At 64.0% G+C, this 25,672-nt stretch carries 24 protein-coding genes; 16 read left to right on the top strand and 8 right to left on the bottom strand.

Annotation, left to right across the window (positions count from 1 at the left end; all coding sequences use genetic code 11):
• From ACH79_RS22960 to ACH79_RS22945, 4 genes are read left to right on the top strand one after another with little or no spacing between them, the layout of a single operon-like run.
• Entirely contained in the window at positions 1-468 is a 468-nt protein-coding gene (locus ACH79_RS22960; RefSeq protein WP_161853037.1) for a GFA family protein, read from the top strand.
• A gap of 39 nt (positions 469-507) precedes the next feature.
• Positions 508-867: a hypothetical protein gene (locus ACH79_RS22955; RefSeq protein ID WP_161853036.1), complete on the top strand. Its 360-nt coding sequence runs from the start codon at positions 508-510 to the stop codon at positions 865-867.
• Complete coding sequence (scpA, locus tag ACH79_RS22950) at positions 864-3,023, top strand: methylmalonyl-CoA mutase (RefSeq protein WP_161853035.1); 2,160 nt, start codon at positions 864-866, stop codon at positions 3,021-3,023. Before ACH79_RS22955 ends, scpA begins: the two co-directional genes overlap by 4 nt.
• 45 nt (positions 3,024-3,068) lie before the next feature.
• The gene (locus ACH79_RS22945; RefSeq protein WP_161856503.1) at positions 3,069-3,851 is read left to right on the top strand and encodes a DUF3298 and DUF4163 domain-containing protein; all 783 of its coding nucleotides are present in this window, start codon (positions 3,069-3,071) and stop codon (positions 3,849-3,851) included.
• 9 nt (positions 3,852-3,860) lie between these two features.
• Here ACH79_RS22945 and ACH79_RS22940 read toward each other — a convergent pair whose 3' ends face one another.
• A complete protein-coding gene (locus ACH79_RS22940; RefSeq protein ID WP_161853034.1) occupies positions 3,861-4,331 on the bottom strand; it encodes an SRPBCC family protein in 471 nt (156 codons plus the stop codon).
• A 219-nt stretch (positions 4,332-4,550) separates the two neighbouring features.
• On the opposite strand from ACH79_RS22940, the gene ACH79_RS22935 reads away from it, so the two are divergent.
• The 6 genes from ACH79_RS22935 to ACH79_RS22910 all read left to right on the top strand — a co-directional run bounded on the left by ACH79_RS22935 (position 4,551) and on the right by ACH79_RS22910 (position 10,784).
• On the top strand, positions 4,551-5,546 hold the full coding sequence (locus ACH79_RS22935; protein WP_161853033.1) for a tripartite tricarboxylate transporter substrate binding protein: 996 nt from the start codon (positions 4,551-4,553) through the stop codon (positions 5,544-5,546).
• 42 nt (positions 5,547-5,588) lie between these two features.
• A complete protein-coding gene (locus ACH79_RS22930; RefSeq protein WP_161853032.1) occupies positions 5,589-6,074 on the top strand; it encodes a tripartite tricarboxylate transporter TctB family protein in 486 nt (161 codons plus the stop codon).
• A gap of 3 nt (positions 6,075-6,077) precedes the next feature.
• A complete protein-coding gene (locus tag ACH79_RS22925; protein WP_161853031.1) occupies positions 6,078-7,592 on the top strand; it encodes a tripartite tricarboxylate transporter permease in 1,515 nt (504 codons plus the stop codon).
• A gap of 53 nt (positions 7,593-7,645) precedes the next feature.
• Positions 7,646-8,638 carry a methylmalonyl Co-A mutase-associated GTPase MeaB gene (gene meaB, locus ACH79_RS22920; RefSeq protein ID WP_161853030.1) on the top strand — a complete coding sequence of 331 codons (993 nt, stop codon included), beginning with the start codon at positions 7,646-7,648 and terminating at the stop codon, positions 8,636-8,638.
• Complete coding sequence (locus ACH79_RS22915) at positions 8,635-9,279, top strand: pyroglutamyl-peptidase I (RefSeq protein ID WP_161853029.1); 645 nt, start codon at positions 8,635-8,637, stop codon at positions 9,277-9,279. The genes meaB and ACH79_RS22915 overlap by 4 nt, the downstream gene beginning before the upstream one ends.
• A gap of 134 nt (positions 9,280-9,413) precedes the next feature.
• A complete protein-coding gene (locus ACH79_RS22910; RefSeq protein ID WP_161856502.1) occupies positions 9,414-10,784 on the top strand; it encodes a TIGR03808 family TAT-translocated repetitive protein in 1,371 nt (456 codons plus the stop codon).
• A gap of 15 nt (positions 10,785-10,799) precedes the next feature.
• Here ACH79_RS22910 and ACH79_RS22905 read toward each other — a convergent pair whose 3' ends face one another.
• The 4 genes from ACH79_RS22905 to ACH79_RS22890 form a co-directional block, all read right to left on the bottom strand.
• Positions 10,800-11,342 (bottom strand): TIGR03809 family protein, encoded by a 543-nt coding sequence (locus tag ACH79_RS22905; protein ID WP_161853028.1) that lies wholly within the window; start codon positions 11,340-11,342, stop codon positions 10,800-10,802.
• A 551-nt stretch (positions 11,343-11,893) separates the two neighbouring features.
• The gene (locus ACH79_RS22900; RefSeq protein ID WP_246738071.1) at positions 11,894-13,522 is read right to left on the bottom strand and encodes a S8 family serine peptidase; all 1,629 of its coding nucleotides are present in this window, start codon (positions 13,520-13,522) and stop codon (positions 11,894-11,896) included.
• A gap of 151 nt (positions 13,523-13,673) precedes the next feature.
• Positions 13,674-14,390: a hypothetical protein gene (locus ACH79_RS22895; RefSeq protein ID WP_161853026.1), complete on the bottom strand. Its 717-nt coding sequence runs from the start codon at positions 14,388-14,390 to the stop codon at positions 13,674-13,676.
• Complete coding sequence (locus tag ACH79_RS22890) at positions 14,387-14,956, bottom strand: sigma-70 family RNA polymerase sigma factor (protein ID WP_057863256.1); 570 nt, start codon at positions 14,954-14,956, stop codon at positions 14,387-14,389. The genes ACH79_RS22895 and ACH79_RS22890 overlap by 4 nt, the downstream gene beginning before the upstream one ends.
• Positions 14,957-15,374: 418 nt before the next feature.
• Here ACH79_RS22890 and ACH79_RS22885 point away from each other — a divergent pair, with 418 nt between their 5' ends.
• Together ACH79_RS22885 and ACH79_RS22880 are read left to right on the top strand one after the other, a co-directional pair.
• Entirely contained in the window at positions 15,375-16,523 is a 1,149-nt protein-coding gene (locus ACH79_RS22885; RefSeq protein WP_161853025.1) for a GGDEF domain-containing protein, read from the top strand.
• 62 nt (positions 16,524-16,585) lie between these two features.
• Positions 16,586-17,695, top strand: a complete 1,110-nt coding sequence (locus ACH79_RS22880; protein ID WP_161853024.1) for a DUF2336 domain-containing protein — start codon at positions 16,586-16,588, stop codon at positions 17,693-17,695.
• A 10-nt stretch (positions 17,696-17,705) separates the two neighbouring features.
• Here ACH79_RS22880 and ACH79_RS22875 read toward each other — a convergent pair whose 3' ends face one another.
• Positions 17,706-18,344 carry an NrsF family protein gene (locus ACH79_RS22875; protein ID WP_161853023.1) on the bottom strand — a complete coding sequence of 213 codons (639 nt, stop codon included), beginning with the start codon at positions 18,342-18,344 and terminating at the stop codon, positions 17,706-17,708.
• A gap of 5 nt (positions 18,345-18,349) precedes the next feature.
• Positions 18,350-18,892: a sigma-70 family RNA polymerase sigma factor gene (locus ACH79_RS22870; RefSeq protein WP_161853022.1), complete on the bottom strand. Its 543-nt coding sequence runs from the start codon at positions 18,890-18,892 to the stop codon at positions 18,350-18,352.
• A gap of 293 nt (positions 18,893-19,185) precedes the next feature.
• Here ACH79_RS22870 and ACH79_RS22865 point away from each other — a divergent pair, with 293 nt between their 5' ends.
• Both ACH79_RS22865 and ACH79_RS22860 read left to right on the top strand, forming a co-directional pair.
• A complete protein-coding gene (locus tag ACH79_RS22865; protein WP_161853021.1) occupies positions 19,186-19,869 on the top strand; it encodes a hypothetical protein in 684 nt (227 codons plus the stop codon).
• A 117-nt stretch (positions 19,870-19,986) separates the two neighbouring features.
• Positions 19,987-20,766, top strand: a complete 780-nt coding sequence (locus ACH79_RS22860; RefSeq protein WP_161853020.1) for an enoyl-CoA hydratase — start codon at positions 19,987-19,989, stop codon at positions 20,764-20,766.
• Positions 20,767-20,945: 179 nt separating this feature from the next.
• Here the strand turns inward: ACH79_RS22860 and ACH79_RS22855 are convergent, their stop codons facing one another.
• Positions 20,946-22,793, bottom strand: a complete 1,848-nt coding sequence (locus ACH79_RS22855; RefSeq protein ID WP_161853019.1) for an acetyl-CoA hydrolase/transferase C-terminal domain-containing protein — start codon at positions 22,791-22,793, stop codon at positions 20,946-20,948.
• 343 nt (positions 22,794-23,136) lie between these two features.
• On the opposite strand from ACH79_RS22855, the gene ACH79_RS22850 reads away from it, so the two are divergent.
• Both ACH79_RS22850 and ACH79_RS22845 read left to right on the top strand, forming a co-directional pair.
• Positions 23,137-24,552 carry a TolC family outer membrane protein gene (locus tag ACH79_RS22850; protein WP_161853018.1) on the top strand — a complete coding sequence of 472 codons (1,416 nt, stop codon included), beginning with the start codon at positions 23,137-23,139 and terminating at the stop codon, positions 24,550-24,552.
• 129 nt (positions 24,553-24,681) lie between these two features.
• Entirely contained in the window at positions 24,682-25,653 is a 972-nt protein-coding gene (locus ACH79_RS22845; RefSeq protein ID WP_161853017.1) for an alpha/beta fold hydrolase, read from the top strand.
• Positions 25,654-25,672 lie beyond the last annotated feature (19 nt).

Here is a 25,672-nt window from a genome sequence, read left to right as displayed (position 1 = left end):
ATGACGGAAAACAACCACAAGACGGTCCTGACCGGCGGCTGCCAGTGCGGTGCCGTCCGCTTTGCGGTGTCGAAAGTGCCGCCCAAGGTCAGCATCTGCCATTGCCGGATGTGCCAGAAGGCATCGGGCGCACCCTTCGCCTCGCTCGCCGATATCGAGCATGAGCATTTCACCTGGACCCGCGGCAAGCCGGCGACATTCAAATCCTCTTCCATTGCCGAGCGCGATTTCTGCGCGGCCTGCGGCACACCGCTGACCTACCGGCTGATCGGCGGCCCCCGGATCGAGATCATGACCGGCACCTTCGACCGCCCCGACCGGGTGGTGCCGACGCGGCAATATGGAACCGAATCCCGGCTAGGCTGGGTGGTCGGCATCGCCAACCTGCCGAGCCAGACCACGATGCAGAATTACGGGCCGGAGAAGATGGCGACCATCACCAGCCACCAGCATCCGGATCATGATTAGGTGACGCCAATAGGTGCTGCGAATCTCGTGAGCGCGAATATGGTCGACCGGAACGAACTGGTTCAACTGGAAGCGGAGCGCGATCGATTGCTCTCCATGATCGCTTATCACAACGGGCCATTCTATCGACCGTTTTCGCTGCCCCGAACACCGGCTTGGTTTGGTGTAGCAGCGGTTGCGATCATTTGCGCAATCGGACTTGCCATGATCGCAGCGGTTTTCGCCGGCCAAATGTCCGCTTCGGACTTTCTTTTGCTGGTAGTGGGCCTGCCCTTGTTGGCGTACATTCTGTCGCGATTGGTGGGGAACGTCGTACGACCGGCTGGAGAGCCCGAAATCCATCAGCGCCTGGCTGACTGTGAGGCACGAATTATGACATTGAAGGAAGGCCGTCCGTGAGCAGGATTCCCAATTTCGCCGATGTCAGGTTTGAGCACGTTGTGGCGCCGAGGCCGGCTGACAGCGCCGAGCCGTGGCTGACGCCCGAGGGCATCCCGGTAAAGCCGGCCTACAGCGAAACCGACCTCGAAGGCATCGACTTCCTCGACACCTGGCCGGGCGTCGCGCCCTATCTGCGCGGCCCCTACCCCACCATGTATGTCAACCAGCCCTGGACCATCAGGCAATATGCCGGCTTCTCCACGGCGGAAGATTCCAACGCATTCTATCGTCGCAATCTTGCAGCGGGGCAAAAGGGTCTCTCGGTCGCGTTCGACCTTGCCACCCACCGCGGATATGACTCAGATCATCCGCGCGTCTCCGGCGACGTCGGAATGGCGGGCGTGGCGATCGATTCGATCTACGACATGCGCACGCTGTTTGCCGGTATCCCGCTCGACCAGATGAGCGTGTCGATGACCATGAACGGCGCGGTGCTGCCGATCCTCGCGCTGTTCGTTGCCGCCGCCGAGGAACAGGGCGTTCCGCCGGAAAAACTCTCAGGCACCATTCAGAACGACATTCTGAAAGAGTTCATGGTGCGCAACACCTATATCTATCCGCCCGCGCCCTCGATGCGGATCATCTCCGACATATTTGCGTACACCTCGCAGAGAATGCCGAAGTACAATTCGATCTCGATCTCCGGCTACCACATGCAGGAAGCCGGCGCGACGCAGGATCTCGAGCTCGCCTACACGCTGGCCGACGGCGTCGAATATCTGCGCGCCGGCCTTGCCGCCGGCCTCGATGTCGACCGCTTCGCGCCGCGGCTGTCGTTCTTCTGGGCGATCGGCATGAACTTCTTCATGGAAGTCGCCAAGATGCGCGCGGCACGGCTGCTCTGGGCCAAACTATTGAAGCAGTTCAATCCGAAGGATCCGCGCTCTCTGTCGCTGCGCACCCATTGCCAGACCTCCGGCTGGTCGCTGACCGCGCAGGACGTCTTCAACAATGTGATGCGCACCACCATCGAAGCGATGGCGGCGACCCAAGGGCACACGCAGTCACTGCACACCAACGCGCTCGACGAGGCCTTGGCGCTGCCGACCGACTTCTCGGCCCGCATCGCGCGCAATACACAGCTCTTCCTGCAGCAGGAAAGCGGCACCAACCGCATCATCGATCCCTGGGGCGGCTCCTATTACGTCGAACGGCTGACCCGCGATCTCGCGGTCAAGGCATGGGGACATATCCAGGAGGTCGAAGCGCTCGGCGGCATGGCCAAGGCCATCGAAGCCGGCGTACCGAAACTGCGCATCGAGGAGGCCTCCGCCAAGACGCAGGCGCGGATCGATGCCGGACGGCAAGCCGTGATCGGCGTCAACAAGTACAAGCCGGTCGATGAGGCCGCCATCGACGTGCTCAAGGTGGAAAACTCCACCGTGCGGCGGCTGCAGATCGACAAGCTGAAGCGGCTGCGCACCGAGCGCGACCAGAAGGAAGTCGAGCAGGCGCTCGCGGCGCTGACGCGCAGCGCCGGCGAAGGCAACGGCAATCTCCTGGCGCTCGCCATCGACGCGGCGCGGGCGAAAGCAACCGTCGGCGAAATTTCGGACGCGATGGAAAAGGTATTCGGGCGTCACCGCGCCGAGATCAAGTCCATCACCGGCGTCTACAAGCGGGAGGCGTCCGCCATGTCCAACCGGGTCGAGAAGGTGCAGGAACTGATCGATGCGTTCGAGACTGCCGAGGGCCGCCGCCCCCGCATCCTCGTCGCCAAGATCGGCCAGGACGGCCACGACCGCGGCCAGAAGGTGATCGCATCCGCCTTCGCCGATGTCGGCTTCGACGTCGACATTGGGCCGTTGTTCGCCACTGCCGACGAGGCGGCGCGGCAGGCGGTGGAGAACGACGTGCATATTCTCGGCGTCTCCTCGCTGGCAGCCGCCCACCTCACCGCGGTGCCGGAACTCAAGGCCGCGCTGAAGAAGCACGGCCGCGAGGACATCATGATCATCATCGGCGGCGTGGTGCCGCCGCAGGACTATGACACACTCTACGCAGCCGGCGCCGAGGCGATCTTCCCGCCGGGCACCGTGATCTCGGACGCTGCCGAAGAGCTGATCCGCAAGCTCAACGCTCGGCTCGGCCACAGCAGCGAGGCGGCGGAGTAGTTCTCCGCCCGCGGTACTTCTTCCAAAGGATCGCCCTTGCGCAGCATTGCATTCGTAGCGTTCGCTCGGACAATTGGCTTCGCGGGTGCGATCGCATGCGCTGCGACGCTGGCATTCGCCGCCGATCCCAAGCCGGACTTTTCCATCAAGACCAAATGGGTCGAAGCCGGCATCTTCCTCGACGCCAGGATCAAGGCCGAACCGGCACTGGCGGCGAACTGCCTGGCCGAGGGCAAGGCATGGGCCACAAAGAACCGGGCCGATGCCGATAAGGAGCGCAAGCAGGACCCGGACCTGTTCCGCAACGCGTGGTCGTATGAGCGGAAATACCAGACCCGCTCGGTGGTCGATGGCCGCTATGTCAGCATCATCAGGGCGGACTACGAATATACTGGAGGTGCGCACCCCAACAGCGCGTCCGACACCATCTTGTGGGACAAGTCGGCGAACAAGCGCATCAGCATCCGTCCGTTCTTTAACGAGACGGCGGACAACGGCCCGACGATGAAGGCGATGCGGCAAGGCGTCATTGCTTCGCTCGAAGCCGAGAAGAAGAAACGCGGCGCTGATGGCACCGACGCCAGCGCCATCGAAGGCATCGAGGCCAAGCTTCTCAAGATCGGCCCGGTCGCGCTGGCGCCATCGACCGAAGAAGGCAAGAGCTCCGGCCTGAACTTCTACTACGCACCTTACGCGGTGGGCTCCTATGCCGAAGGTGAGTATGTCGCCTTCGTGCCCTGGGAGGCATTGAAGGCCTATCTGACCCCGGAGGGCGCCAGAATTTTCGGCGGCGCGCGACCGAAGGACGACGAAGACCGGCCGCAATGACGGCCACGCTCAAGCGGCACGACGGCCCAGCGCTCGCTCGAGTGAGTGGGTCCAATCCGGAATCCAGGACTGGAACAGCGCGCGCCAGCGATCTTCGTCCTGCGGCGCGGTGTCGAGTTGCACGGACCATTCGATAAAGGTCCGGTTGCCCTCGATGACCGGCAGCAGATGCATCGTTCCCTCGTAGCGCGTCGGAGCTGGAACGTCCGACTGCGACTCGGACGGAAATGGAAATGGATCGATACCCGCATAGGTCAGCGAGTGCGCTTCGTCGGAATGGCCGGCGAGCCGCTGCCTGATCCAGTTGCCGAGGTAGCAGAAGCGCCTGACCGCGCCGACTTCGTCGCCACCCTTGTCGTCTTCGATCACGCTTTCGCTCACCCCTTCAATATAGGCCGGGTAGTTGTTGAAATCGCGGATCAGGGCCCACACGGTTTCCAGGGGATGGTCTAGCACGGTGCTGTAATAAGCTGTCGTCATGGCTTTCTCCGCAATCGATCGCGGCTCGATGACTTGGCCGCACATGGATACCTATTTCGGGTAGCCCTGTTGCCGCCACCCGATTTCCGGATGTGGCGAGATGCCCACCGGCGATAAAACTGCTTTCACGACCAATGCCTTGCGAGCGGAGCGCAAAGCCGCCTAGAATGCGGATATTACAAGAGCGCCTGACCTCACGGCGCCGCAGGGAGGATCACCATGTCCAAAAAGATTACCCGCCGCGCCTTTGCGGCTTCGTCTGCTGCTGCGGCGGCTGTCGCGGGCTTTGGTTTCAAGCCGGCCTTGGCGCAGGCCTATCCGGCGCGGCCGGTGACCGTGATCGTGCCCTGGGGCGCCGGCGGCGGCACCGATGCGACCGCGCGCATCGTCGCGGCGCTGTTGGAAAAGGATCTCGGCCAGCCGTTCAACGTGGTCAATCGCACCGGCGGCTCGGGCGTGGTCGGCCATTCCGCGATCGCAACCGCACCGGCCGACGGCTACACCATCGGCATGCTGACGGTGGAAATCTCGATGATGCACTGGCAGGGGCTCACCGAACTCGGGCCGAAGAGCTATACGCCGCTGGCGCTGATGAACGAAGATCCGCCCGGCATCCAGGTCAGTTCCACTTCGCCCTACAAGACCGTGAAGGAGCTTGCCGACGCCATCAAGGCCGCGCCCGCCGGCAAGTTCAAGGCCTCCGGCACTGGTCAGGGCGGGATCTGGCATCTGGCGCTGGTCGGCTGGATGCAGGCGATGGGACTTGCCCCCAATCACGTTGCGTGGGTGCCATCGAACGGCGCCGCGCCCGCGATGCAGGATCTCGCGGCCGGCGGGCTCGACCTCACCACCTGCTCGGTGCCGGAAGCGCGCGCGATCATCGAGGCCGGCAAGGCGCGCAGCCTCGCCGTTATGGCTAAGGCGCGCAACCCAGCCTTCCCCGATGTGCCGACGCTGAAGGAAGCGATGGGAATCGACTATTCGACCGGCGCATGGCGCGGCATTGCCGGCCCCAAGGGCCTGCCGCCCGACGTTGCGACCAAGCTCACCGCGTCGCTGAAGAAGGTCTATGACTCCAAGGAGTTCAAGGACTTCATGAGCAACCGTGGCTTCGGCACGGTGTGGGGCGATGCGGCCGAATTCGCGGCCTTCATGGACAAGGGCGATGCCCAGATGGGCGTGGCGATGAAGGCCGCCGGTCTATCAAAGGCCTGATCTTCATCGGCTGACATCGTCCGAAATCCGCGGAGTTAGTTCATGCGTCTACCCGATCGCGTCACGGGTCTGTTTCTCGTTGGCCTCGGCGCAGCTGCCGCCTATGGCGGGTGGCAACTGCCGCCGGTGCCTGGCCAGCCGGTCGGGCCCAACGTCTTCCCGCTGGTGATCGGAACAGGGCTGGCGCTGTGCGGGCTCGCGATTGCACTCGGGATTGGCCGTAGCTTCGAAGAAGAAGAACACCTTATTCCGGTCGAGGGTGGCCAACCGACGCCGCCGACCAGCAAGCTCTATGGTCTGCGCGCCCTGCTCCCGCCGGCGTTGCTGCTGCTTTACGTCGCGGTCGCCGAGCGGCTCGGCTTCATTCTCACGGCGGCGATGATCGTCTACGTGACCTCGACCGCGCTCGGCGCCCGCTGGAAGGTTGCGTTGCCGCTCGCGCTGCTTGCGCCGATCGGCATCCACCTGATTTTCTCAAAATTGCTGCGCGTGCCGCTGCCGCCCGGCGTTTTGCCGATGCCCTGGTGACCGATGCTCAACACCCTCGCCCAAGCGTTTGCGCTCATCACCACCTGGGAAGTCATCGTCGCGATGTTCGCGGCATCGGTCTATGGCCTTGTCATCGGATCGCTGCCCGGGCTATCAGCGACCATGGCGACCGCCCTCTTGGTCCCGGTCACTTTTTATCTGTCCCCGATCGCCGCGATCGCCACCATCGTCGCCGCATCGACGATGGCGATCTTCGCCGGTGACATTCCAGGCGCGCTGCTGCGCATTCCCGGCACGCCCGCCTCGGCGGCCTATGCGGATGAAGCCTATGCGATGACGCGCAAGGGCGAGGCCGAACTCGCGCTTGGCGCCGGCGTCTGGTTCTCCGCCGTCGGCGGCATCGCAGGCACCCTGTCGCTGATGATCCTGGCGCCGCCACTCGCGGAAATCGCGTTGTCGTTCTCGACCTTCGAATATTTCTGGCTCGCATTCCTCGGCCTGATGTGCGCCACGCTGGTCGCGCGCTCTTCGCCGGTGAAGGCGATCGCCAGCATGTTCATCGGTCTCCTGGTCGCGTGCATCGGTATCGAAAATCCCGGCGGCGTGCCGCGCTTCACGTTCGGCATGACCAATTTGTTCGGCGGCATCGAGCCGATCCCGGCGCTGGTCGGCGTCTTTGCGGTAGCGCAGGTGATGCGCGCGATGCTGACGCCAGAGCCGCCGCCGATCCCGCGGCGCAAATTCGGAAGCATCCTGGCCGGCCAGTGGAAGCTCACCAAGAAGTACAACTGGCAGATGACGCGCGGGAACATCATCGGCATCATCATCGGGGTGCTGCCGGGCGCCGGCGCCGACATGGCCGCCTGGGTCAGCTACGCGATGTCCAAGCGGTTTTCGAAAGAACCCGAGAAGTTCGGAACCGGCCATGTCGAGGGCCTGGTCGAAGCCGGCGCCAGCAACAACGCCAGCATCGCCTCCGGCTGGGTGCCGTCGCTGCTGTTCGGCATTCCCGGCGACACCATCGCGGCGATTGCGATCGGCGTGCTCTACATGAAGGGGCTGAATCCCGGCCCGACGCTGTTCACCGAAAAAGCGTCGAGCATGTATGCGATCTACCTGATGTTCATCATCGCCAACATCATCATGATCCCACTCGGCATCGTCATGATCCGGCTGGCGAGCTATGTGCTGCGCGCGCCGCGTTCCACCGTGATGCCGGTGATCATGCTGTGCTGCGCGGTCGGATCGTTCGCGATCGGCAACAACATATTCGGCGTGGTTATCGTCGCGACCTTCGGGGTCATCGGCTATGTCATGGAAGAAAACGGCTATCCGGTCGCAGCGATGGTGCTCGGTATCGTCATGGGCACCATGGTCGAGCAAAGCTTCGTGACTTCGCTGATCAAATCAGACGGCAGCGTGTTGCCGTTCTTCGAGCGGCCGATCGCCGCGATCCTCGCCGCCATGGCGATCGGCGCACTGATCTGGCCGGTGCTGGTCTGGGTGTGGCGAAAGCTCAGGCGCGAGGCGCCAGCCGCCGCGTCGGCGTCCCGCTGAACGGACCGCGGCAGGCCCCTCGCCTGCGCGGCACGGCCGTTGTAAACCATGGCATGACCCTGCCGAAGACCGTTTCCCTCGATTTCAAGAAGCTTGCCAAGGACGTCCGCTCCGGGCACCGCGCGGCCCTGGCGCGCGCGATCACCCTGATCGAAAGCCGCCGTGCCGATCATCAGGCGGCCGCACGCGACCTGGTGCAGGCGCTGCTGCCCGATACAGGGAAAGCCGTCCGTGTCGGCATCACCGGCTCGCCCGGGGTCGGCAAATCCACCACCATCGACGCGCTCGGCATGCTCCTGATCGAGCGCGGCCACAAGGTCGCGGTGCTGGCGGTGGATCCCTCCTCGGCCCGCACCGGCGGTTCGATCCTCGGCGACAAGACGCGGATGGCACGGCTGGCCAACTCCGAGGCCGCTTTCGTCCGGCCCTCGCCTGCCTCGGGCACGCTCGGCGGCGTCGCCGCAAAGACCCGCGAGGCGATGCTGCTCTGCGAAGCCGCTGGGTTCGATGTGGTGCTGGTGGAGACCGTCGGCATCGGCCAGTCCGAAACCGCGGTCTGCGACATGACGGATTTTTTCCTCGCCCTGATGCTGCCCGGCGCCGGCGACGAATTGCAGGGCATCAAGAAGGGTCTGGTCGAGCTCGCCGACATGATCGCGATCAACAAGGCCGACGGCGACAATATCAAGCGTGCCAATCTGGCGGCCGCCGAATATCGCGGCGCGCTGCATATCCTCACCCCCCGTTCGGAACATTGGCATCCGCCGGTCGTCACCTATTCGGCACTGACCGGCACCGGCATGGACACGCTGTGGCAGAAGATTCTGGATCACCGCACCGCCATGAATGCCTCGGGCGAGTTCGCAGCGCGGCGGCGCGAGCAGCAGGTGAAGTGGATGTGGTCGATGCTGGAGCAGCGCATGATGGCCCGAGTACGGTCTGACGCCGCGATCCGCGCCAAGGTGAAGAAGACCGAGGCCGAAGTCGCCGACGGCCGCATCACGCCGGCGGTCGCCGCCGAGCAGATCGCGGAATGGCTGCGGTGAGCGAAAAACTCCGCATTCTCGTCACCGGCTTCGGCCCGTTCCCCGGCGCACCCTACAACCCGACGCAGCCGCTGGTCGCGCGGCTGACGCGGCTGCGCCGCCCGGCCTTCACCGACGTCGAACTCTCCAGCCACATCTTTCCCGTGACCTACAACGCGGTCGACCGCGAATTGCCGCGGGCGCTGCAAAAGCACAAGCCGCATGCGCTGTTGATGTTCGGCCTCGCTTCGCGGACGCACTTTCTGCGGATCGAAACCCGCGCCCGCAACGCCGTCACCATGCTATGGCCCGACGCCGCACAGACCCACGCCCGCAAGGGATCGATCACGGAGGGCGCCGATGCGCAAAGGTTCGGCCCACACACCGCGAAGCTGCTGCGTGCTGCGAAGGGCACCGGCCTCGACGCCCGCGCCTCGCGCGATGCCGGCAGCTATCTCTGCAACTATCTGAGCTGGCGAGCGATCGAATCCGTCGATGCGGATAACGGCCTTCGCCTCGCCGCCTTCATCCACATCCCGCCGCTGGCGCGCGGCGGCGCTTTCAGGCGCAAGGGCTTTGCGCGCATCACGCTGGAAGAACTCGTCGATGCCGGCGAAGCCATGTTGCTGGAAATGGTGAGGCTGGCGCGCAGAGCTGCGTAGGGCGCACCCAACATTAACCCTACCCCCAACAATCGCCGCCGCTCTTCCCGGTCTTCACCATGCCCGGTCGCATTTTCGCGATACCTATGAAGCCTGCGAATGCCGCGACCTGCATTGCGCGAGGGCCATTCACCATGGACATGAACCGCCGCCATCTCATTGGAGCGTCCGCCGCCGGTGTCGCCGGCGCGCTGGCGATGTCGTCTGACGCCGCGCGCGCCGCTCCGCCCGCTTCCACGCTCGGCCGCGACGTCACGCAATTCGGTGTCCGCCCGGGGAGTCCGGACGATCAGACCACAAAACTGCAACGCGCGATCGATGAAGCTTCGCGCGCGCAAGTGCCGCTGGCGCTGCCGCCGGGCCTCTACCGCACCGGCATGTTGCGCCTTTCGAACAGCACCCAACTGGTCGGCGTGCGCGGCGCGACCAAGCTCGTGTTCACGGGCGGCGCCTCGATGCTGCAGGGCGAAGGTGCCAACAATATCGGCCTCACCGGCATCACTCTCGATGGCGGCCGCATTCCGCTGCCGACGCGGCGCGGGCTCGTGCATTGCCTCGGCGGGCGGGATGTCCGCATCGCCGATTGCGAAATCACAGGCAGCGGCGGCAACGGCATCTGGCTCGAGCAGGTCTCCGGCGATATTTCCGGCAACATCTTCACGAAGATCGAGACCACCGCGGTTGTATCCTTCGACGCGCTTGGCCTGATCGTCTCGCGTAACACCATCATCGATACCAACGACAACGGCATCGAAATCCTGCGCACGGCGATCGGCGATGACGGCACGCTGGTGCTCGACAACCGCATCGAGGACATCAAGGCCGGGCCCGGCGGCTCCGGTCAGTACGGCAACGCCATCAACGCCTTCCGCGCCGGCAATGTGATCGTGCGCGGCAACCGCATCAGGAATTGCGACTACTCGGCGGTGCGCGGCAATTCGGCATCGAATATTCACATCACCGACAACAGCGTCAGCAATGTCCGCGAGGTCGCGCTCTATTCGGAATTCGCGTTCGAGGGCGCCGTGATCGCCAACAACACGGTCGATGGCGCCGCCGTCGGCGTCTCCGTGTGCAATTTCAACGAGGGCGGCCGCATCGCCGTCGTGCAGGGCAACATCGTCAGAAATCTGCTGCCGAAGCGGCCGATCGGCACCGCGCCCGACGACGACGCCGGGATCGGCATCTATGTCGAGGCAGACTCGACGGTCACAGGCAATGTGATCGAGAACGCGCCCTCCTTCGGCATCATCGCCGGCTGGGGCAAGTATCTCCGCGACGTCGCCATTACCGGCAACGTGATCCGCAAGGCCTTCGTCGGCGTCGGCGTATCCGTGCTGCCCGGCGCCGGGACGGCGCTGGTCAACAACAACATGATCTCGGAAACCCCGCGCGGCGCCGTGGTCGGGCTCGACCACGCCCGCACGATTACGACCGATCTGTCAGCCGAAGGCGCCCAGCGCTACGCGCAGGTGGTGGTCGGCGGCAACGCAGTCAGGCGGTAGCCGGCCCTCGCCCGCCTACAGTGCGTTCCGCAGCAGCGGATAGCGCTCCTTCATGGCGTCGAGATCGAGCGCCGGGAACGACATCTGGCCCAGCGCCAGCGGATCGGCCACAGATGGCGCGACTTCCACAACAGTGAGCTGGCTTTCCAGTGCGACCAGAACGTCGGCGGGAACATCGCGCGGCGGTGTGGGAGCAATCGGCGCAGGCTGCGGCTGAAGCTGCACCACGGGCTGCGGCTGAAGCTGCATCACCGGCTGCCGGTACCCTTCATCGCGCGGCAGCGGCGTCAGCGGCAGCGGCGACGTTCGACGCCGGCCAAGCCAGGCCATGTCGATATGTGTGTTGTCCAGCGAGGCTTCGCGGCTCAACAGCTCGCGCCAGGTTGCAACCGCAGCCTTGGCTTCCCGGATGTTTTCGAGAAATTCGCGTTCGGTGTGAAAGCGGCGCCAGCGCCCGGTTTCGAACAATTCAGTAAGGTATTCCAGCCGTTGCTCGGCAAGGTTGCACCAGCGCGCAACGATGTTGCGGCCACGTGCCACGTCTGCAGGATGTGCCATAAATCAGCCCGTAAGAGAGAGACCGACGCAGACGCAACCAGAGACGAATCAGTTTGGAGATGACAGGGATATTCTGTGGAAAACTTTTTGGTTGTCCAGTACGTGCAGCTACGGATTGCACCAGCAAGCAAAGAAACCCGCACAAGTACGGAGTCGTCACCTCAATCCACCGTCAAGCCGCACAGCAGCATGGACGCGTTGCGAAGCGCACGCCGGTAATTGCGCGTGAGAAGACGCACGGGAAAATTGCACATCGCGCCGACAAACGAGAAACTTGTACCCCGGGCAAGCAGGCGCGGCGGCGCATGCGACGCAACTTCTTCGAAAACTTGTGCTGAAAATGAAAGACCCGTCCGGGGGGACAACCGGACGGGTCAAGCCATATGGGCGCTTGGGGTGGATGGGCGCTCGCGCCGAATATAGCCATTGGGGAGGGATTACCGCTCCCACATCAGTTGGTCGCAACACCCTCGCCAGACGTTCAAAACGACGGATGATTTTTTTAACGTTCTCTTCAGGAGGCGATTGCCGAAAATCACCGTGTAGCGGGCTCATTTCGCGCCGTTTGCGGCCGATTTTTCCGATGCCATCGACGGCGGGGAGTCATTCAGCGCCCGGCTCACGGAAGCGTTATCGGCGGACGGGTCGAGCGCTGGCGCCTTTTCTCCCGTTGGCTTGCCCGAGGCCGAGGCAAGTGGAACCGCCGGCGCGGCGGCTGCGGCGGTAACCGCGGCAAGGGCGTCGGCTTCGCCGGCCCCGAACTGATCGTCGCGACCGGGGATGCCGAGATCGCGAGCGGTGCTCGTCAGAATCGCGCGAACATCGCCAGGCTTCAGTGCCGGGTTGCGCTCCATGATCAGCGCCGCAACGCCGCTGATATAGGCCGCGGAGAACGAGGTGCCCGACGTGATCTGATATTTGTCATCGGGCGCCGGCAGGAAGATATCCGCGCCAGGCGCGGCAACTGCGATGTGGTTGCCGCGGTTCGACGCCGCAAACAGTTTTTCCTGCGCGTCGGTGCCGCTCACCGCGATGACGTTGGGATTGGCCGCCGGATAGAGCGGCGGCGATTTCGCACCGGCATTGCCGGCCGCGGCGACCATCAGGATGCCGCGGGCCGCCGTCGCCGCGATGCCGCGCTCGATCAGTGGATCCTTTGGGCCGGCAAAGCTCATGTTGATGATCTGCGCGCCGTGCTCGGCCGCATAGTTCAGTCCCCGGAGGATCACATAGGACGTGCTCTCCGCGCCCTTCGATCCCGCGCCGAATGCGCGGATCGCAATCAACCTCGCTTCCGGTGCGCTCCCCATCAGCCTGGCATGCGCGACGATCGCGCCGGCAATGCCGGTGCCGTGAGTGTGCGGGCCCTCCTTGCTGCCGAGTGCGTCAAAACTGTCGGCGACCGAATTGGCGAGTTCAGGATGCCTGGCGTCGACGCCTGAATCGATCACCGCGATGGTGACGTTCATGCCGCGGACAAACTTGTGCGCCTGCGGCAGCCGAAGCTGGGCAACGGCGTATTGCGCGGCGTCGCCTTCGGTCGAAGCCTTCTTCTGATCCTGCAGGAAGTAGCGGAAATTGAGCTGCACCGAACGCACGCTGCCGTCGGCTGCGAGTTCGCGGCGCACGGTGTCCACCGGGCGGTTATCGACGATGCGGAACAGGCCGATGGTGCCGCCGAGCAGCGGGAAGTTCTGCGACGCGATGCGCTCCAGGCCGTGACGCCGCGCCAGTTCGTCGGCGTCTGCGTTGGATAACGCGCCATCGATTTCGGCGACGAGCTCGTTCTTGACCGCGCGCAGATTGACCGCCGCCTGAGCATTGTTGTTGCCCGATCCGCCCTTGCCCTTCTTGGCCGAAGCGCCGTTGCCGCCGCCGGCCGACATAACCGGACGATCGAAGCACTCGCCGTCGGGACCGCGCATTGCATACTGGCAAGCCGGATAGAGGTTGGGCGAAAACCGCGCATAAGGCAGCGTCGACCGCACGCCGGCGCCCGGACGGACACGCAGGGTCGAACTCATGGTGCCAATACGGGACGGCAGCGTCCGCGCGGCGGTATCGACGCTCGGGCGGGCAGCGATGGTCGGGCGCGCAGCGATGGTGGGGTTGATGCGCGGCGTTATCGTCGGATTGATGGTGGGTGTCCGCGCCCCGACATTGAGGTTGGGCGTGCGCATGATGCTTTGCGCATGAACTGGCGAAGCTGCAGCCGTGATCAAAGGCAAAAGCGCCGCCGGCAAAATCAATGCCGCGCGGCGCGCCTTCATCAGCCAATTCGGGCCATCGTGAACCATGGGACCTCGGCTTTCCCGGGGCGCGTCGGAGACTCTACGGCGTTGCGACCGCCAGGCTGACGATCTTCTCGCGCTGGAGCCTGCTCAACAGGCTTGCGGCCTCGTCCTTGCTCATCGTCTTGTTGCCGAACTGTACGCGGAACATGCCGCCCTTGGCGCCGTCGACAATCGAGGCCTGGTAATTGTCGAGCAAAGCGGTGATGTCGGCGATACGGGCTTCCGGCGCAAACCGCACCAGCGCGCGCGGCGGCGTCGCCGCAACGCCGAGATCGCGGGTGATGGGCGCCGAAGACGACCGCTCGTTCACGCTCAGCGACGCGGTCTGGAACGAAGCGGTCTGATTCTTCATCAGCACCGCGCCGATGACGCCGGCCTGCAACAGTAGCAATACGGCGCCGAGGCTCGCCGACCAGGCCAGCGTGCGGGGCGACAGTCGTGCGAAAAATTCCGATACCCGGGCCGACAGGCTGACCGAACGAGCCGGCTCGCGCGCCGGCTCCGCGTCGATCGCCGCGAACAGCTTTTGCATGGCGCGCGCTGACGGCGCACCCAGGCTCTCGTTGAGGCTGATCGTCTCGGCGTATTCCTCGCGGATGACGGCGTATTGCCGGGCCAGTTCGGGATCGCTGGCGAGCGCTTCCTCGACGCGGCGCGCATCGTGCGCGTTCAGGGTGCCGGCCGCGTGGAAGGGCAACAGCGTCTCGACTTCGCTGGGCTCGTGATCCAGCATTCTTTTGCTCGCTGCCATCATGGCCAACCTCGCTCTATGCCTGCTGCCTTGAGCAACTCGGCCAATTTCTTGCGCGCATAAAACAGGCGCGTCTTGACGGTGTTCTCCGGAATACCGACGATTTCGGCCACCTCTTCCACGGACTTCTCGTGGTAGTAGACGAGATCGACGATCTCCCGATGCTCTGGCGAAAGGGCCGTCAGGCACTTGCGCAACGCTTCACCCGTATCCTTCTTCTGCACCACCACTTCCGGATCGTCGGACGTGTCCTCGATCGCGTTCGCGGTTTCGTCGTCCAGTCCAACGTCCTTGCGGCGCCGAAGTGCCGAAAGTGCCTTGAACCGCGTAATCGCCAGGAGCCAGGTGGTAACGGCGGATCGGCCTTCGAACTTGCCAGCCTGACGCCACACATCGAGAAAAACCTCGCTGATGAGGTCTTCCGCAATCTGTTCGTCCCTTACGAGCCGAAGCCCGAAACGGAACACCCTGACATGGTGCCTTCCGTAAAGCACCTGCATGGCGAGCCGGTCGCCTTGAGCGATCCGAGCGATCAGAACTTCATCTGAAGCCGCCTGTGTCGCGCTCAATGGCCGTCTCGCAAAGTTGGTCGGACGGGAGTGGCCGGCGGTTCGATGGGAAGAGTGAGATTCTTCACATTACGGCAATGCCGGAATTGCATGTGTGACCTACCCCACAGACGGACATGGTCCGGCCATTTTCCCGGCGGAAACGAGCTGAGCCCCATTATTGGTACCATAATACGGAAACACTTTCCTAAAGACGTGCCACCCGACATTATCAAGGCTTCGCCAGCAGGACAGCCTCTGTGCGACGGTCACGGGTTTCCGCAATGTCCGGTTCCATACTATCGGAATTCGGCAGATTCTATTGCGAAAACAGTGCAATGGCAGGGTTTTAACGGACCCGATTCGACCTCAAAAGATACCAAACCTAAAGGCTTTATTCCCTAAAGTTTCGTCGGGCATACACCAACAGCGACGGGACATGAGCAGCGCGGCTTCATTGCTTCAGGGGCAAGCCTCCCACGGTGCGACCGCATGCCCGGTCCGCCTGCCGTCGGAAGTATTGAAGCGCCGGGTCGGCCAGCGCCGCCACATGCTCGCAGTCCAGGGCGTCAGCTATTCGCTCATCACCTCGGTTCTGCTGGTCTACTGCTACGCCGGCACCGTCCCGATCATCATCCCGTCGGCCTATTTCCTTTCCAGTATCGGATTGGTCTCGATCTTCGTCGTGTTGTCGGAAGCTCACTTCAACGACCGGTTCGAGGACCACTATCTCACGATCTTCCAGGTCGCCGGCCACGTCGCGCTCCAGCTCGGCTTTCTGCTGGCGGCGCCCGAAATCGGATTTGCCTTCCTGAGCGTCGTATTCCTGATCTTCGGGTTCGGCGCGCTGCGAATGACGTCCCGGCAGGCAATCATCACCTGGACGCTGACCATGATCGGCCTGGCGCCGATCTTCCTCTTTGCCAACACCCCGATCGGCCTGCCGATCACCACCCAGATCGAACGCGTCGCGGCCATGCTTTCCTTTGTCTTCACGATCGGGCAATGCGCCTTCGTGGGACTGTATGGCTCTACCATGCGCAAGATGCTTTATGACCGGAGCTTCGAACTGAAGGCGGCGTACAAGCGGATCGAGGAGCTTGCGGAGCTCGACGAGCTGACCGGGTCGTCCAACCGCCGCAGCATCATGCGGATGCTGGAGGAGGAGATTGATCGCGCAGCCCGCGGCGGATCGCCCTGCTCCATCGCGCTGATCGACCTCGACTGGTTCAAACGCATCAACGACGCCTACGGCCATCCGACGGGCGACGAGGTGCTGCGGACATTCTCGATCACCACGTTCGCCAACATCCGCAGCGTCGACCGGTTCGGCCGATATGGCGGCGAGGAATTTTTGCTGGTGCTGCCCGGCATGGACACCGGCCAGGCCATGCGGGCGCTCGACCGCCTGCGGGTTATTATCGCCGAGCTCGATTGGAGCGCATTCTCGCCGGGCATGAAGGTGACGATGTCGGCAGGCGTTGCAATGCTGAATCCGAACGAAACTTCAGACACATTACTCGCGCGCGCCGACAGCGCGCTTTATGCAGCCAAGGCGCAGGGACGCAACCGTATTACCAGCGCCTGATCCAACATTTTCAGCTCCGACAGCGAAGAATCCGCTGCCGGCTTTTGCTCCAGGATAGAGTCATGATTTCGAAGACCGCCATTTCTCCCTCGCCCGGAAGTCTGCTCGACGAGTTGCAGTCCACGCTCGCGCACGGAACCGTCGCTCGCCGGGTGGAAACCCTGCGCCGGGTGACCGACCTCTTCATCAACGGCGCGGTGGATTATTCGGACGAGCAGATCGGGCTGTTCGACGACGTCTTCCAGTGCCTGATCGATCACATCGAAACCTCGGCCAAGATGCTGTTGGCCAACCGCCTGGCTCCGATCGACACTGCGCCACCGCTCACCATCCGCGCACTCGCATTCGATGACGTCATCGAAGTGGCGGGTCCGGTGCTGTCGCAATCGGCGCGCCTCGACGACAAGACCCTGATCGAGAACGCGCGCAGCAAGAGCCAGGCGCATTTGATGGCGATCTCGACCCGCAAGACCCTGAGTGGCGCGGTCACCGACGTGCTGGTCCAGCGCGGCAATGACGAAGTGGTCGCGTCGACCGTGAACAACCCCGGCGCGGAATTCACCGAGCGCGGTTTTACTCGCCTCGTCAACCGCGCCGAAGGCGACGACGATCTCACGGCCTGCATCGGCTTGCGTCCGTCGGTACCGCGGCATGTCTATCTGAAACTGCTCGCCAAGGCCTCCGACACGGTGCGGCAGCGGCTGGAGGCCGCCAATCCCCAGCAGGCGGCCGAGGTGCCGACCGTGGTCAAGGAGGCGACGCGGCGCGCGCGCTCGGCGACCTCAACGATCACCAGGGACACTGCGATTGCGCACGCGCTGGTCAAGTCGCTGTACGAGGACGGTCGGCTCGACGAATCGGAGGTGGCATCGTTTGCCAAGGCCGGGAAATTCGACGAAGCCAACGCCTCGATCGCGGCGCTCGCCAACGTATCGGTTGCGATCGCCGAGAACATGATGATCGAAAGCCGGGCCGAAGGCGTGATGATCCTGGCGAAGGTCGCCGGGCTGTCATGGTCGACAGTCAGGACCATCATCAGGATGCGCGACGAACTGTCCGGCGCGGAGCCGACCGATCTTGTCGCCAGCCAGGACACCTATGAGCGGTTGCGGCCTTCGACGGCGCAGCAGGTGCTGCGCTTCCACCGCATGCAGCAGAACGTGCCGGCGTAGGCTCGCAGTTTCAATATTTCAGCAGCTTCGCCCCGGCGAGCGCGCCGATCGCCGTCACCAGCGCGGTCGCGATCGTGTACCAGGCCGCCACGAACAGCGGGGAGTCATCCGTGCAGTGTGATGCGTAGAGCGTTGCGGCCAATCCCGCCGACAACAGTCCGGCGATAGCGCCGGCAACCGCTGGCCGCGACGGCGCTCCGTGACGCAATCCGAGCAGCGCACCGGCAAGGAGCGGCAGCGACATCAGCGGGATCGCCACCATGCAGGTCGATGAATTCTTGCCGACCAGCCGCGTCATCATCGGCAATCGCTGCGGCATCATCATCTCGCCGCCGATCGCCGCGGCCAGGATCCCGACCGGCGCCAGCAGCAGCCAGCCAAATCCCCGCAGCGAGGCCTCGGGCCGCGACAGGTGCAGGCTGACGGCAATCGCCGCGATCGCCAGCGCCAGCGTCACTGCGAATTTGAGGTCGAAGAACGGATTGCGCATCGCAACCATCACGTCGGGCCTGACGCCGAGTTCCGTGAAGAACATCAATAGCGAGACCGGTGCAGCGGCCAATAGCGCCAGCATCAGTGCGAAGCCAACGGGGCGCGCCCGGTGCGCATTGTCGGCAGCCAACGTTCGAATGAGCTGATCGGTATCCATTCTCGCTATTCCCGTAGCTTCGCCGTCAGGCTGGCGAGCCCCCGATGCAGCGCCACCCGCACCGCGCCCTCGCTCATCGAAAATTTCGCCGCCGTATCCTTGATCGAGGCGGCATCGACCGCGATCGCCTGCAGCACGTCGCGCTGCCGCGCCGGCAGCGTCTGAAGTTGGGCCGCGACCTCGCTTGGCGACGCGGTCTCGGCCGGCGTTTCGCCCGGCAGCGTCTCGGCGAAATCGTCGATATCGACGAAAATGCGCCGGCCGCGGCGGCGCAGTGCATCGATCAGCTTGTTCCGGGCGATCGCAAACAGCCATGGGGCAAACGGGGCGCTGACGTCCCAGGTGTGCCGCTTCAGATGAACCGCCAGCAAAATGTCCTGCACAATGTCCTCGGACTGATCGACCGGTTGCCCTGCCCGCGCCAGACCACGGCGCGCCGCGGCCCGGAGCACCGGCGTGACGGCCTTGAGCAGGCGGTGATACGCCGCACTGTCGCCTGCGATGGCCGACCGCATCAGGCCGGTCCATTCGTCATCCCGCTCGCGCACGCGCGCTCCTACCCTGCAATTCGGTCGATCTTTCAATTTGTTACGTCAGGACAATCCGATCACGGAGTCGTGATCAAAGGTCCCGGTCGGCGGCCTGTCCGGGAATCGGAACGGCCACCCGCACGATGGCAGGCTCATAACATCGATTGCGCGAGCCCGCATCCGGTCGGCAGCAACACGATTGCCCAGCTTTTGCCGGGTGTTGCCCGAAGATTCCCTTTTTCTGCCGTGCTGTGGACACCCGCAGGGTCTCATTTCGCCGCTGGGCGGCGGCCAATGGGGAGATTCCATAAATGACAATCAAAGCCAGCGCGCGGTCGGCCTTGATTATTACGGCAGGGTTCTTGGTAGGTTTCGCGGTACCGTTACCGGCGATGGCCGCGGGTGCAGATGACGCCGCCGCTGTCTCGAAATCGGAGAGTGCGACGCCCGCCAAGTCCGTCAAGCAATCCCTGAAGAAGCGCGACGCCCATCGCAAAACCACGCGCGGGGCCGCGAAATCCACCGAGACCAACGAGACCAAGAAGCCTGAGGAAAAGCAGGTCGCCGATGCCAGTGGCGGCACTCCGCCCGCGATTCCCGAATGGCTCGCCAACGCCAACGCCCAGATGACCGCGGCCGACGCGCCAGCCGATAGCGCCAAGGGGATGTCGGCGGCCATGTCCGAGAAGGCCAATACGGTCCTGCAGGCGGCGGCGGAAAAGCCTGTAGACGCCGAGGCGCCGCCGGCTGAAGCAGCCGTGGTTGCCTCCGACCAGCTCAATGACGTCGACCGCGCGCTGCAGGTGGGCCCGGCCGAGACCTCTTCCACGCAGACGGTCGCGATGGCTTCGGCCAAACCGGCGTCGGATGGCTCCGCTCAGGCCGCTGCCAACGACAGTTCCACCCTGGACAAGACCTCGCTGATCGGAAAGATCTTCATCGCCTTCGGCGCCCTGCTGACGATGGCCTCGGCCGCGCGCATGTTAATGGCGTAGCGGCGGCCCTCGCGGTCCGGACGCGGCAAGGCGCGTCCGGAACCGGCCTCGCCCACTTGAAGCCCACCCCGGCTGCGGGCACATTGCGCACCGCAAAAGCGGCACCCGGGGTGGATCATGGCGACGTTCGAACACATCATTGTCGAGAGCAAGGGCGCGGTTGGCATCATTACGCTCAACCGGCCGAAAATGCTCAATGCACTTTCGTTCGGCGTGTTTCGCGAGATTGCGGCGGCTGTCGATGACCTCGAGGCCGACGACAAGATCGGCTGCATCCTGCTCACCGGCAGCGAAAAGGCCTTCGCCGCCGGCGCCGACATCAAGGAGATGCAGCCGAAAAGCTTCATCGACATGTTCTCCAGCGATTTCACCGCCATCGGCGGCGACCGTGTCGCGACCTGCCGGAAGCCCACGATTGCAGCCGTCAGCGGCTATGCGCTGGGCGGCGGCTGCGAGCTCGCCATGATGTGCGACATCATCATCGCGTCCGACACTGCAAAATTCGGCCAGCCCGAAATCACGCTCGGCACCATCCCCGGCATCGGCGGCACCCAGCGGCTGACGCGTGCGATCGGCAAGTCGAAGGCGATGGATCTCTGCCTCACCGGCCGCATGATGGATGCCGCGGAGGCCGAGCGTTCCGGCCTCGTCAGCCGCGTCGTGCCGGCCGACAAGTTGATGGAAGAGGCGCTGGCGGCTGCCGAAAAGATCGCCTCGATGTCGCGCCCCGCGGCCGCGATGGCCAAGGAAGCCATCAACCGCGCGTTCGAGACGCCGCTGTCGGAGGGCATGAATGTCGAGCGCAACCTGTTCCACTCGACCTTTGCGCTGGAAGACCGCTCCGAAGGCATGGCGGCGTTCATCGAGAAGCGCAAGCCGGTGAACAAGAACAGGTAGCGCTTTGCTCGAATTGGAGGGTGGGCAAAGGCGCTTAGCGCCGTGCCCACTATTCTGGCGTCCAATGCAAGCAATGGTGGGCACGCTTCCGCCTTTGCTCGTTGAGCTACGGCGGACAAGTCGCTTTGCCTCCTACAGCTACTTTGCATGGGGTTGTTTTCGATATTTTCATTGTCTCGCTATTTCGTCCGCGCCAGCGCCGCATTGACCAAGGCGCGGTAACCGCGCTCGGCAAACGTCGTCGGGCGGTCGAGACCGAGCCGCTTCAGGCATTCGCGCTTGGCAGCATCCGGCGGCTGCGTCATTCCCTGCCACAGCAATCCCGGCAGAAGCAGCGGCGTTCGCTGCGCCTCGCGCAGCAACTGCAACGCCGGGATCAGCCGTTGCTCGACCTCGGTAAAATCGCTGCCGAACGGAAACGACGGCAGCAGCCCGGCCTCGCGCGCGGGCTTCAGGGCCTCCGCGATTCGTTCCGGAAAGTTCTCGCGATGGGCGCGCGGAATTTCATACGTCTTCGGCAGCTTGCCGGCGTCCTTGGCGATCCCAGCCAGCTCATCCTGGAAGCGGGAGTCCGTGACCGCCAGCATCGCCGCGATGGTTTCGGCATCCGATTTGCCCCTGACGTCGGCTGCGCCATATTCGGTGACGAACACGTCGCGCAGATGGCGCGGGATGGTCTGGTGACCGTAATTCCAGCGAATGTTGGAGAGCGTCTTGCGACCGGCCGGCCGTGTCGATTCCAGCGCGAGAAGTGATCGCGCGCCCTGCAGCGCGAACGCCTGCGCGACGAAATTGTACTGACCACCGACGCCGCTCACGACTTGGCCGTCCTCGAGGCCGTCAGAGACCGCAGCGCCCATCAGCGTCGCCATCATTGCGGTGTTGATGAAGCGCGCATCGATCCGCGCGCGGCGCTTGGCCTCCTCGTCACCATAGAGCTGGTTGGTGAAGGACACCGGCATCATCTGGATGCGCGCGAGTTGCTCGGCCGGCATCTCGCGCAACGCGCGATAGAACGATTTCGGCCCGAGAAAAAATGCCCCATGCAGCACCGCACCATCGATCTCGCGCTTGAGAATGCCCGCATCGATCAGGCCAAGGAACGCATCGATCAACATTTCGCTGACGCCATAGAGTCCTTTCTCGAACGGGCCCATCTGCGCAGGTTCGCTGCCCGACCCGAGCCGCTTCATGATGGCGCGAAACTGTGTATTGTCGCGGTGGCGGACAATCAGCCCTTGCGCCAATGCATCGCCGACCTGCCCTATGCCAATCTGCAGCGTGCCACCGTCAGGCACCAGGCCCGCCGCGTGAAGCCCGATCGCATATTTGGTGTCGCTGACCGGCTCGGCCGGCGGCGCGAACAGCGGAAAATCCGTCGCAGGGCTGTCGAGCACGGCGGAAAATTCATCGGCCGGCAGATCGCCAGCGCCCGGCATGAACGGCAGCTCCGAATTGACCTGCCCGATCAGCTTGAACGATGCCCGGCCTTCGTTGCGGGCGCGCAGGATGTCGAGCGTCGTATCGGTGTTGCAGCTCAGGCTGTAGCGCGTCATGCCCTCGACCACGCGTTTCGCCACCAGTTGGGTGACGACGTTCAGCCCGCGCGTCAGCAGATAGGACGAGGCATGGGTGTAGTTCGCGGAGATGTAATGCTGCTGCGCATACGGAACGCGCAGCCATTTGCCGGCCAGGAAGAAGAACTCGATCACTTGGATGTTGGGCGGCAATTCACCGGCATGCAGCGCATCGGCATACGCGAGGTCAGGATATCCGCCGAACAGGCGATCGATCACCGGGCCGATGAAGCGCCGTTCGAGCAGGCTTGAGGGCCGCGGCTTTTCCAGCGTCAGCGCCGAAAACAGGGTGAGCTTGATCGAGCGGTCAGCCACGGCGCGCGCGTAGAGCGCGTTGACGACATGGTTGGCCTTGCCAAGCCCGAGCGGCAAGCCGACTACGAGGTCGGTTCCGACATCGCGGATGATGTCCTCCGCGATTGATTCGGGATCGGAAAACAGCTTTGGCATCAGTTGCGGACCCGGGCACAGCTTGGAAGCCAACCGCCCTGAGTCGGACGCCAGCCACCGGACCATAGCGCATATGCCGCTGAACTTCGTCTGTGACGAACCGGCAACAGCCAAGCACGGATTTCACCGAATTAATGTACTGATGTCGCGCGGCAGTTTGCCTGTGGCCACGGTGCCCCCTAAACAGGTAGACGAGCCGGGGCTGTCGGCGGGGGCGGACAAGCAACGCATGATCCGGAATGACGGGGTAACCGCCATTTCTGAAGATCGTGCCCAAACAGGAAGACAGAGCGGGATGACTCGAAGCAGGGTTATCACGTTCTCGTGTTGGCTACGGGATCAAATGGCAAGGCGCGCCGCAGGAGTTGGCCAGGTTACACGACGGTTGCTTCGATCGGGCATTTGCCTTGCGGCGGGTTGCTTCGTGTTGGCGGCACCGGCCGCGCATGGCGAAAGCCTGCCCGACGCGCTGGCCAAGGCTTACCAGACCAATCCCGCGCTCAATGCCGAACGCGCCCGCCAGCGCGCCACGGACGAGAACGTACCGCAGGCGCTTTCGGGTTATCGGCCGCAGATCATCGCTACTCTCTCCGCCGGCTTTCAGGCAGTGCGCAACCTGCTGCCCGACAACACCGTCCAGTCGGCGAACCTGAAGCCCTGGACCATCGGGGTGACCGTGTCCCAGACGTTGTTCAACGGTTTCAAGACCGCCAACAGCGTCCGCGTGGCGGAGCTGCAGGTGCAATCCGGTCGCGAAGCCCTGCGCAATGTCGGCCAGGGCGTGCTGCTCGATGCGGTCACGGTCTATACCAACGTGCTCGCCAACCAGTCGCTGGTGGAAGCGCAGCGCGCCAACGTGGCGTTCCTGCAGGAGACGCTCGGTATCACCCAGAAGCGACTCAATGCCGGCGATGTCACGCCGACCGATACCGCGCAGGCCGAGGCTCGCCTGAGCCGGGGCCGCGCCGATCTGAACGCCGCCGAGGTCAACCTCGCCGTCAGCCAGGCGACCTATGCCCAGGTCATCGGCAACGCACCCAACCAACTCCGGCCCGCTGACACCGTGGATCGCCTGCTGCCGCGCAGCCGCGACGACGCCACCGGGCTTGCCTTCCGCGAACATCCGGCGGTGATGGCGGCAAGCTTCGATTTCGACGTCGCCTCTACCTCGATCCGCGTCGCCGAGAGCAGCTTGATGCCGACCATCACGCTGCAGGGCAGCGCCAGCCGCAGCAAGCAGTCGGATCCAACCCTCGGCACCTTCGGGACCGATCAGGCCTCCATAACCACCCAGCTCACCCAGCCGATCTATGATGGCGGCATGGCCGCCTCCCAGACCCGGCAGGCCAAGGAAATCGCTACTCAAAGCCGGCAGGTGCTGGATCAGGTCCGCAACCAGGCCCGCACCGCCGCGGTCGGCGCCTGGGTTGCCAACGAGGGCGCCAAGATTGCGGTCACCGCCTCCGAAGCCGAAGTCCGCGCCGCCACCGTCGCGCTGCAGGGCGTGCAGCGGGAGGCCGCCGGTGGCCAGCGCACCACGGTCGACGTGCTGAACGCGCAGCAGGACCTGATCCTGGCCAAGGCGCGGCTGATCGGCGCGCAGCGCGACCGCGTGATCGCCTCCTATACGCTGCTCAGCGCCGTTGGCCGGCTCGACGTCAAGAACCTCGGCCTCAACACGCCGGATTATCTGCCTGAAGTGCACTACCATCAGGTGCGCGACGCCTGGCACGGCTTGCGGACGCCATCCGGGCAGTAGGTTGTATTTTCTCCCTGTGTTAACCGGACGCTGATCATGTCGGGTATTTTCAGTCGCCAGTAACCGGCGTTGGCCTAAAACTCAGGGGTTCCCGCCCCCGTTTTATTTCGATGGATTTTGCGAGGCCTCGTGGTTTCAAACATCCTGCGCTGGTCGGCCAACGGCCTGTTGGTCCTCGTCCTGTCGATCATCCTTCTGATCACCTCGTTTCGCATGGCGGCGTCGATACGCGAGACCGGCATGCGCGCCCAACTGGCGCCAAGGACCGGCCATCTGGTGCCGACACGATCGGGCGGCGTCTTCGTGCAGGAGAAGGGCCCGGCGAACGGCATTCCCGTGGTGCTGTTTCACGGCACGGCGGCGTGGAGCGAGCTATGGCGGCAGACCAGCGACGCGCTGGCATCGGCCGGCTTTCATGTGATCGCCCTTGATCTCCCGCCGTTCGGGTTCTCGGATCGTCCCGGCAACTATACGCGGCAGAACCAGGCTGCCCGAATCAACGACGTGCTCGATACATTGGAGGCCCCGCCCGCCATCATCGTTGGACACTCCTTCGGCGCCGGGACTGCGACTGAGCTGGTGATGCGATATCCGGATCGGGCACGCGCATTGGTGCTGGTCGATGCGGCCCTCGGATTGACGGCCACCCCATCGGCCGCGCCCTGGGTAGTTCAGCCGCAATGGATTCGCGAAATCCTGGTGTCGCTGACCATCACCAATCCGATCGCGACGCAAATGCTGCTGCAATCGATGATCGCGAAGAAGGAGCGCGCGCTGCCGGAATATGTCGCGATCCTGCAAAGGCCGCTGGCCCAGCGCGACAGCACGAGCGACATCGCCGACTGGCTTTATTATTTCCTCGGCACCGACACGGGTGCAGCAAGTGCGGACCGCACTGCCTATGCGAAGCTGGAAGTCCCGGTCGCGATCCTGTGGGGCGACAAGGATACCATTACGCCGGTCGAGCAGGCGCGCGATCTCCAAACGCTGCTGCCGTCAGATACGGACCTGACCTTGCTGCCGGGGCTCGGCCACATTCCGCAGATCGAGGACCCCGGCATGTTCAACGACGCCCTGCTCAAGACGCTTGCAAAACTCTAGACTGGGCAGAGATTCGAAC

Source organism: Bradyrhizobium sp. CCBAU 051011 (genome assembly GCF_009930815.1).
Lineage (GTDB): Bacteria > Pseudomonadota > Alphaproteobacteria > Rhizobiales > Xanthobacteraceae > Bradyrhizobium.
The sequence above is the reverse complement of the archived record's forward strand: the minus strand, read 5'-3'. Positions and strand labels throughout refer to the sequence as shown.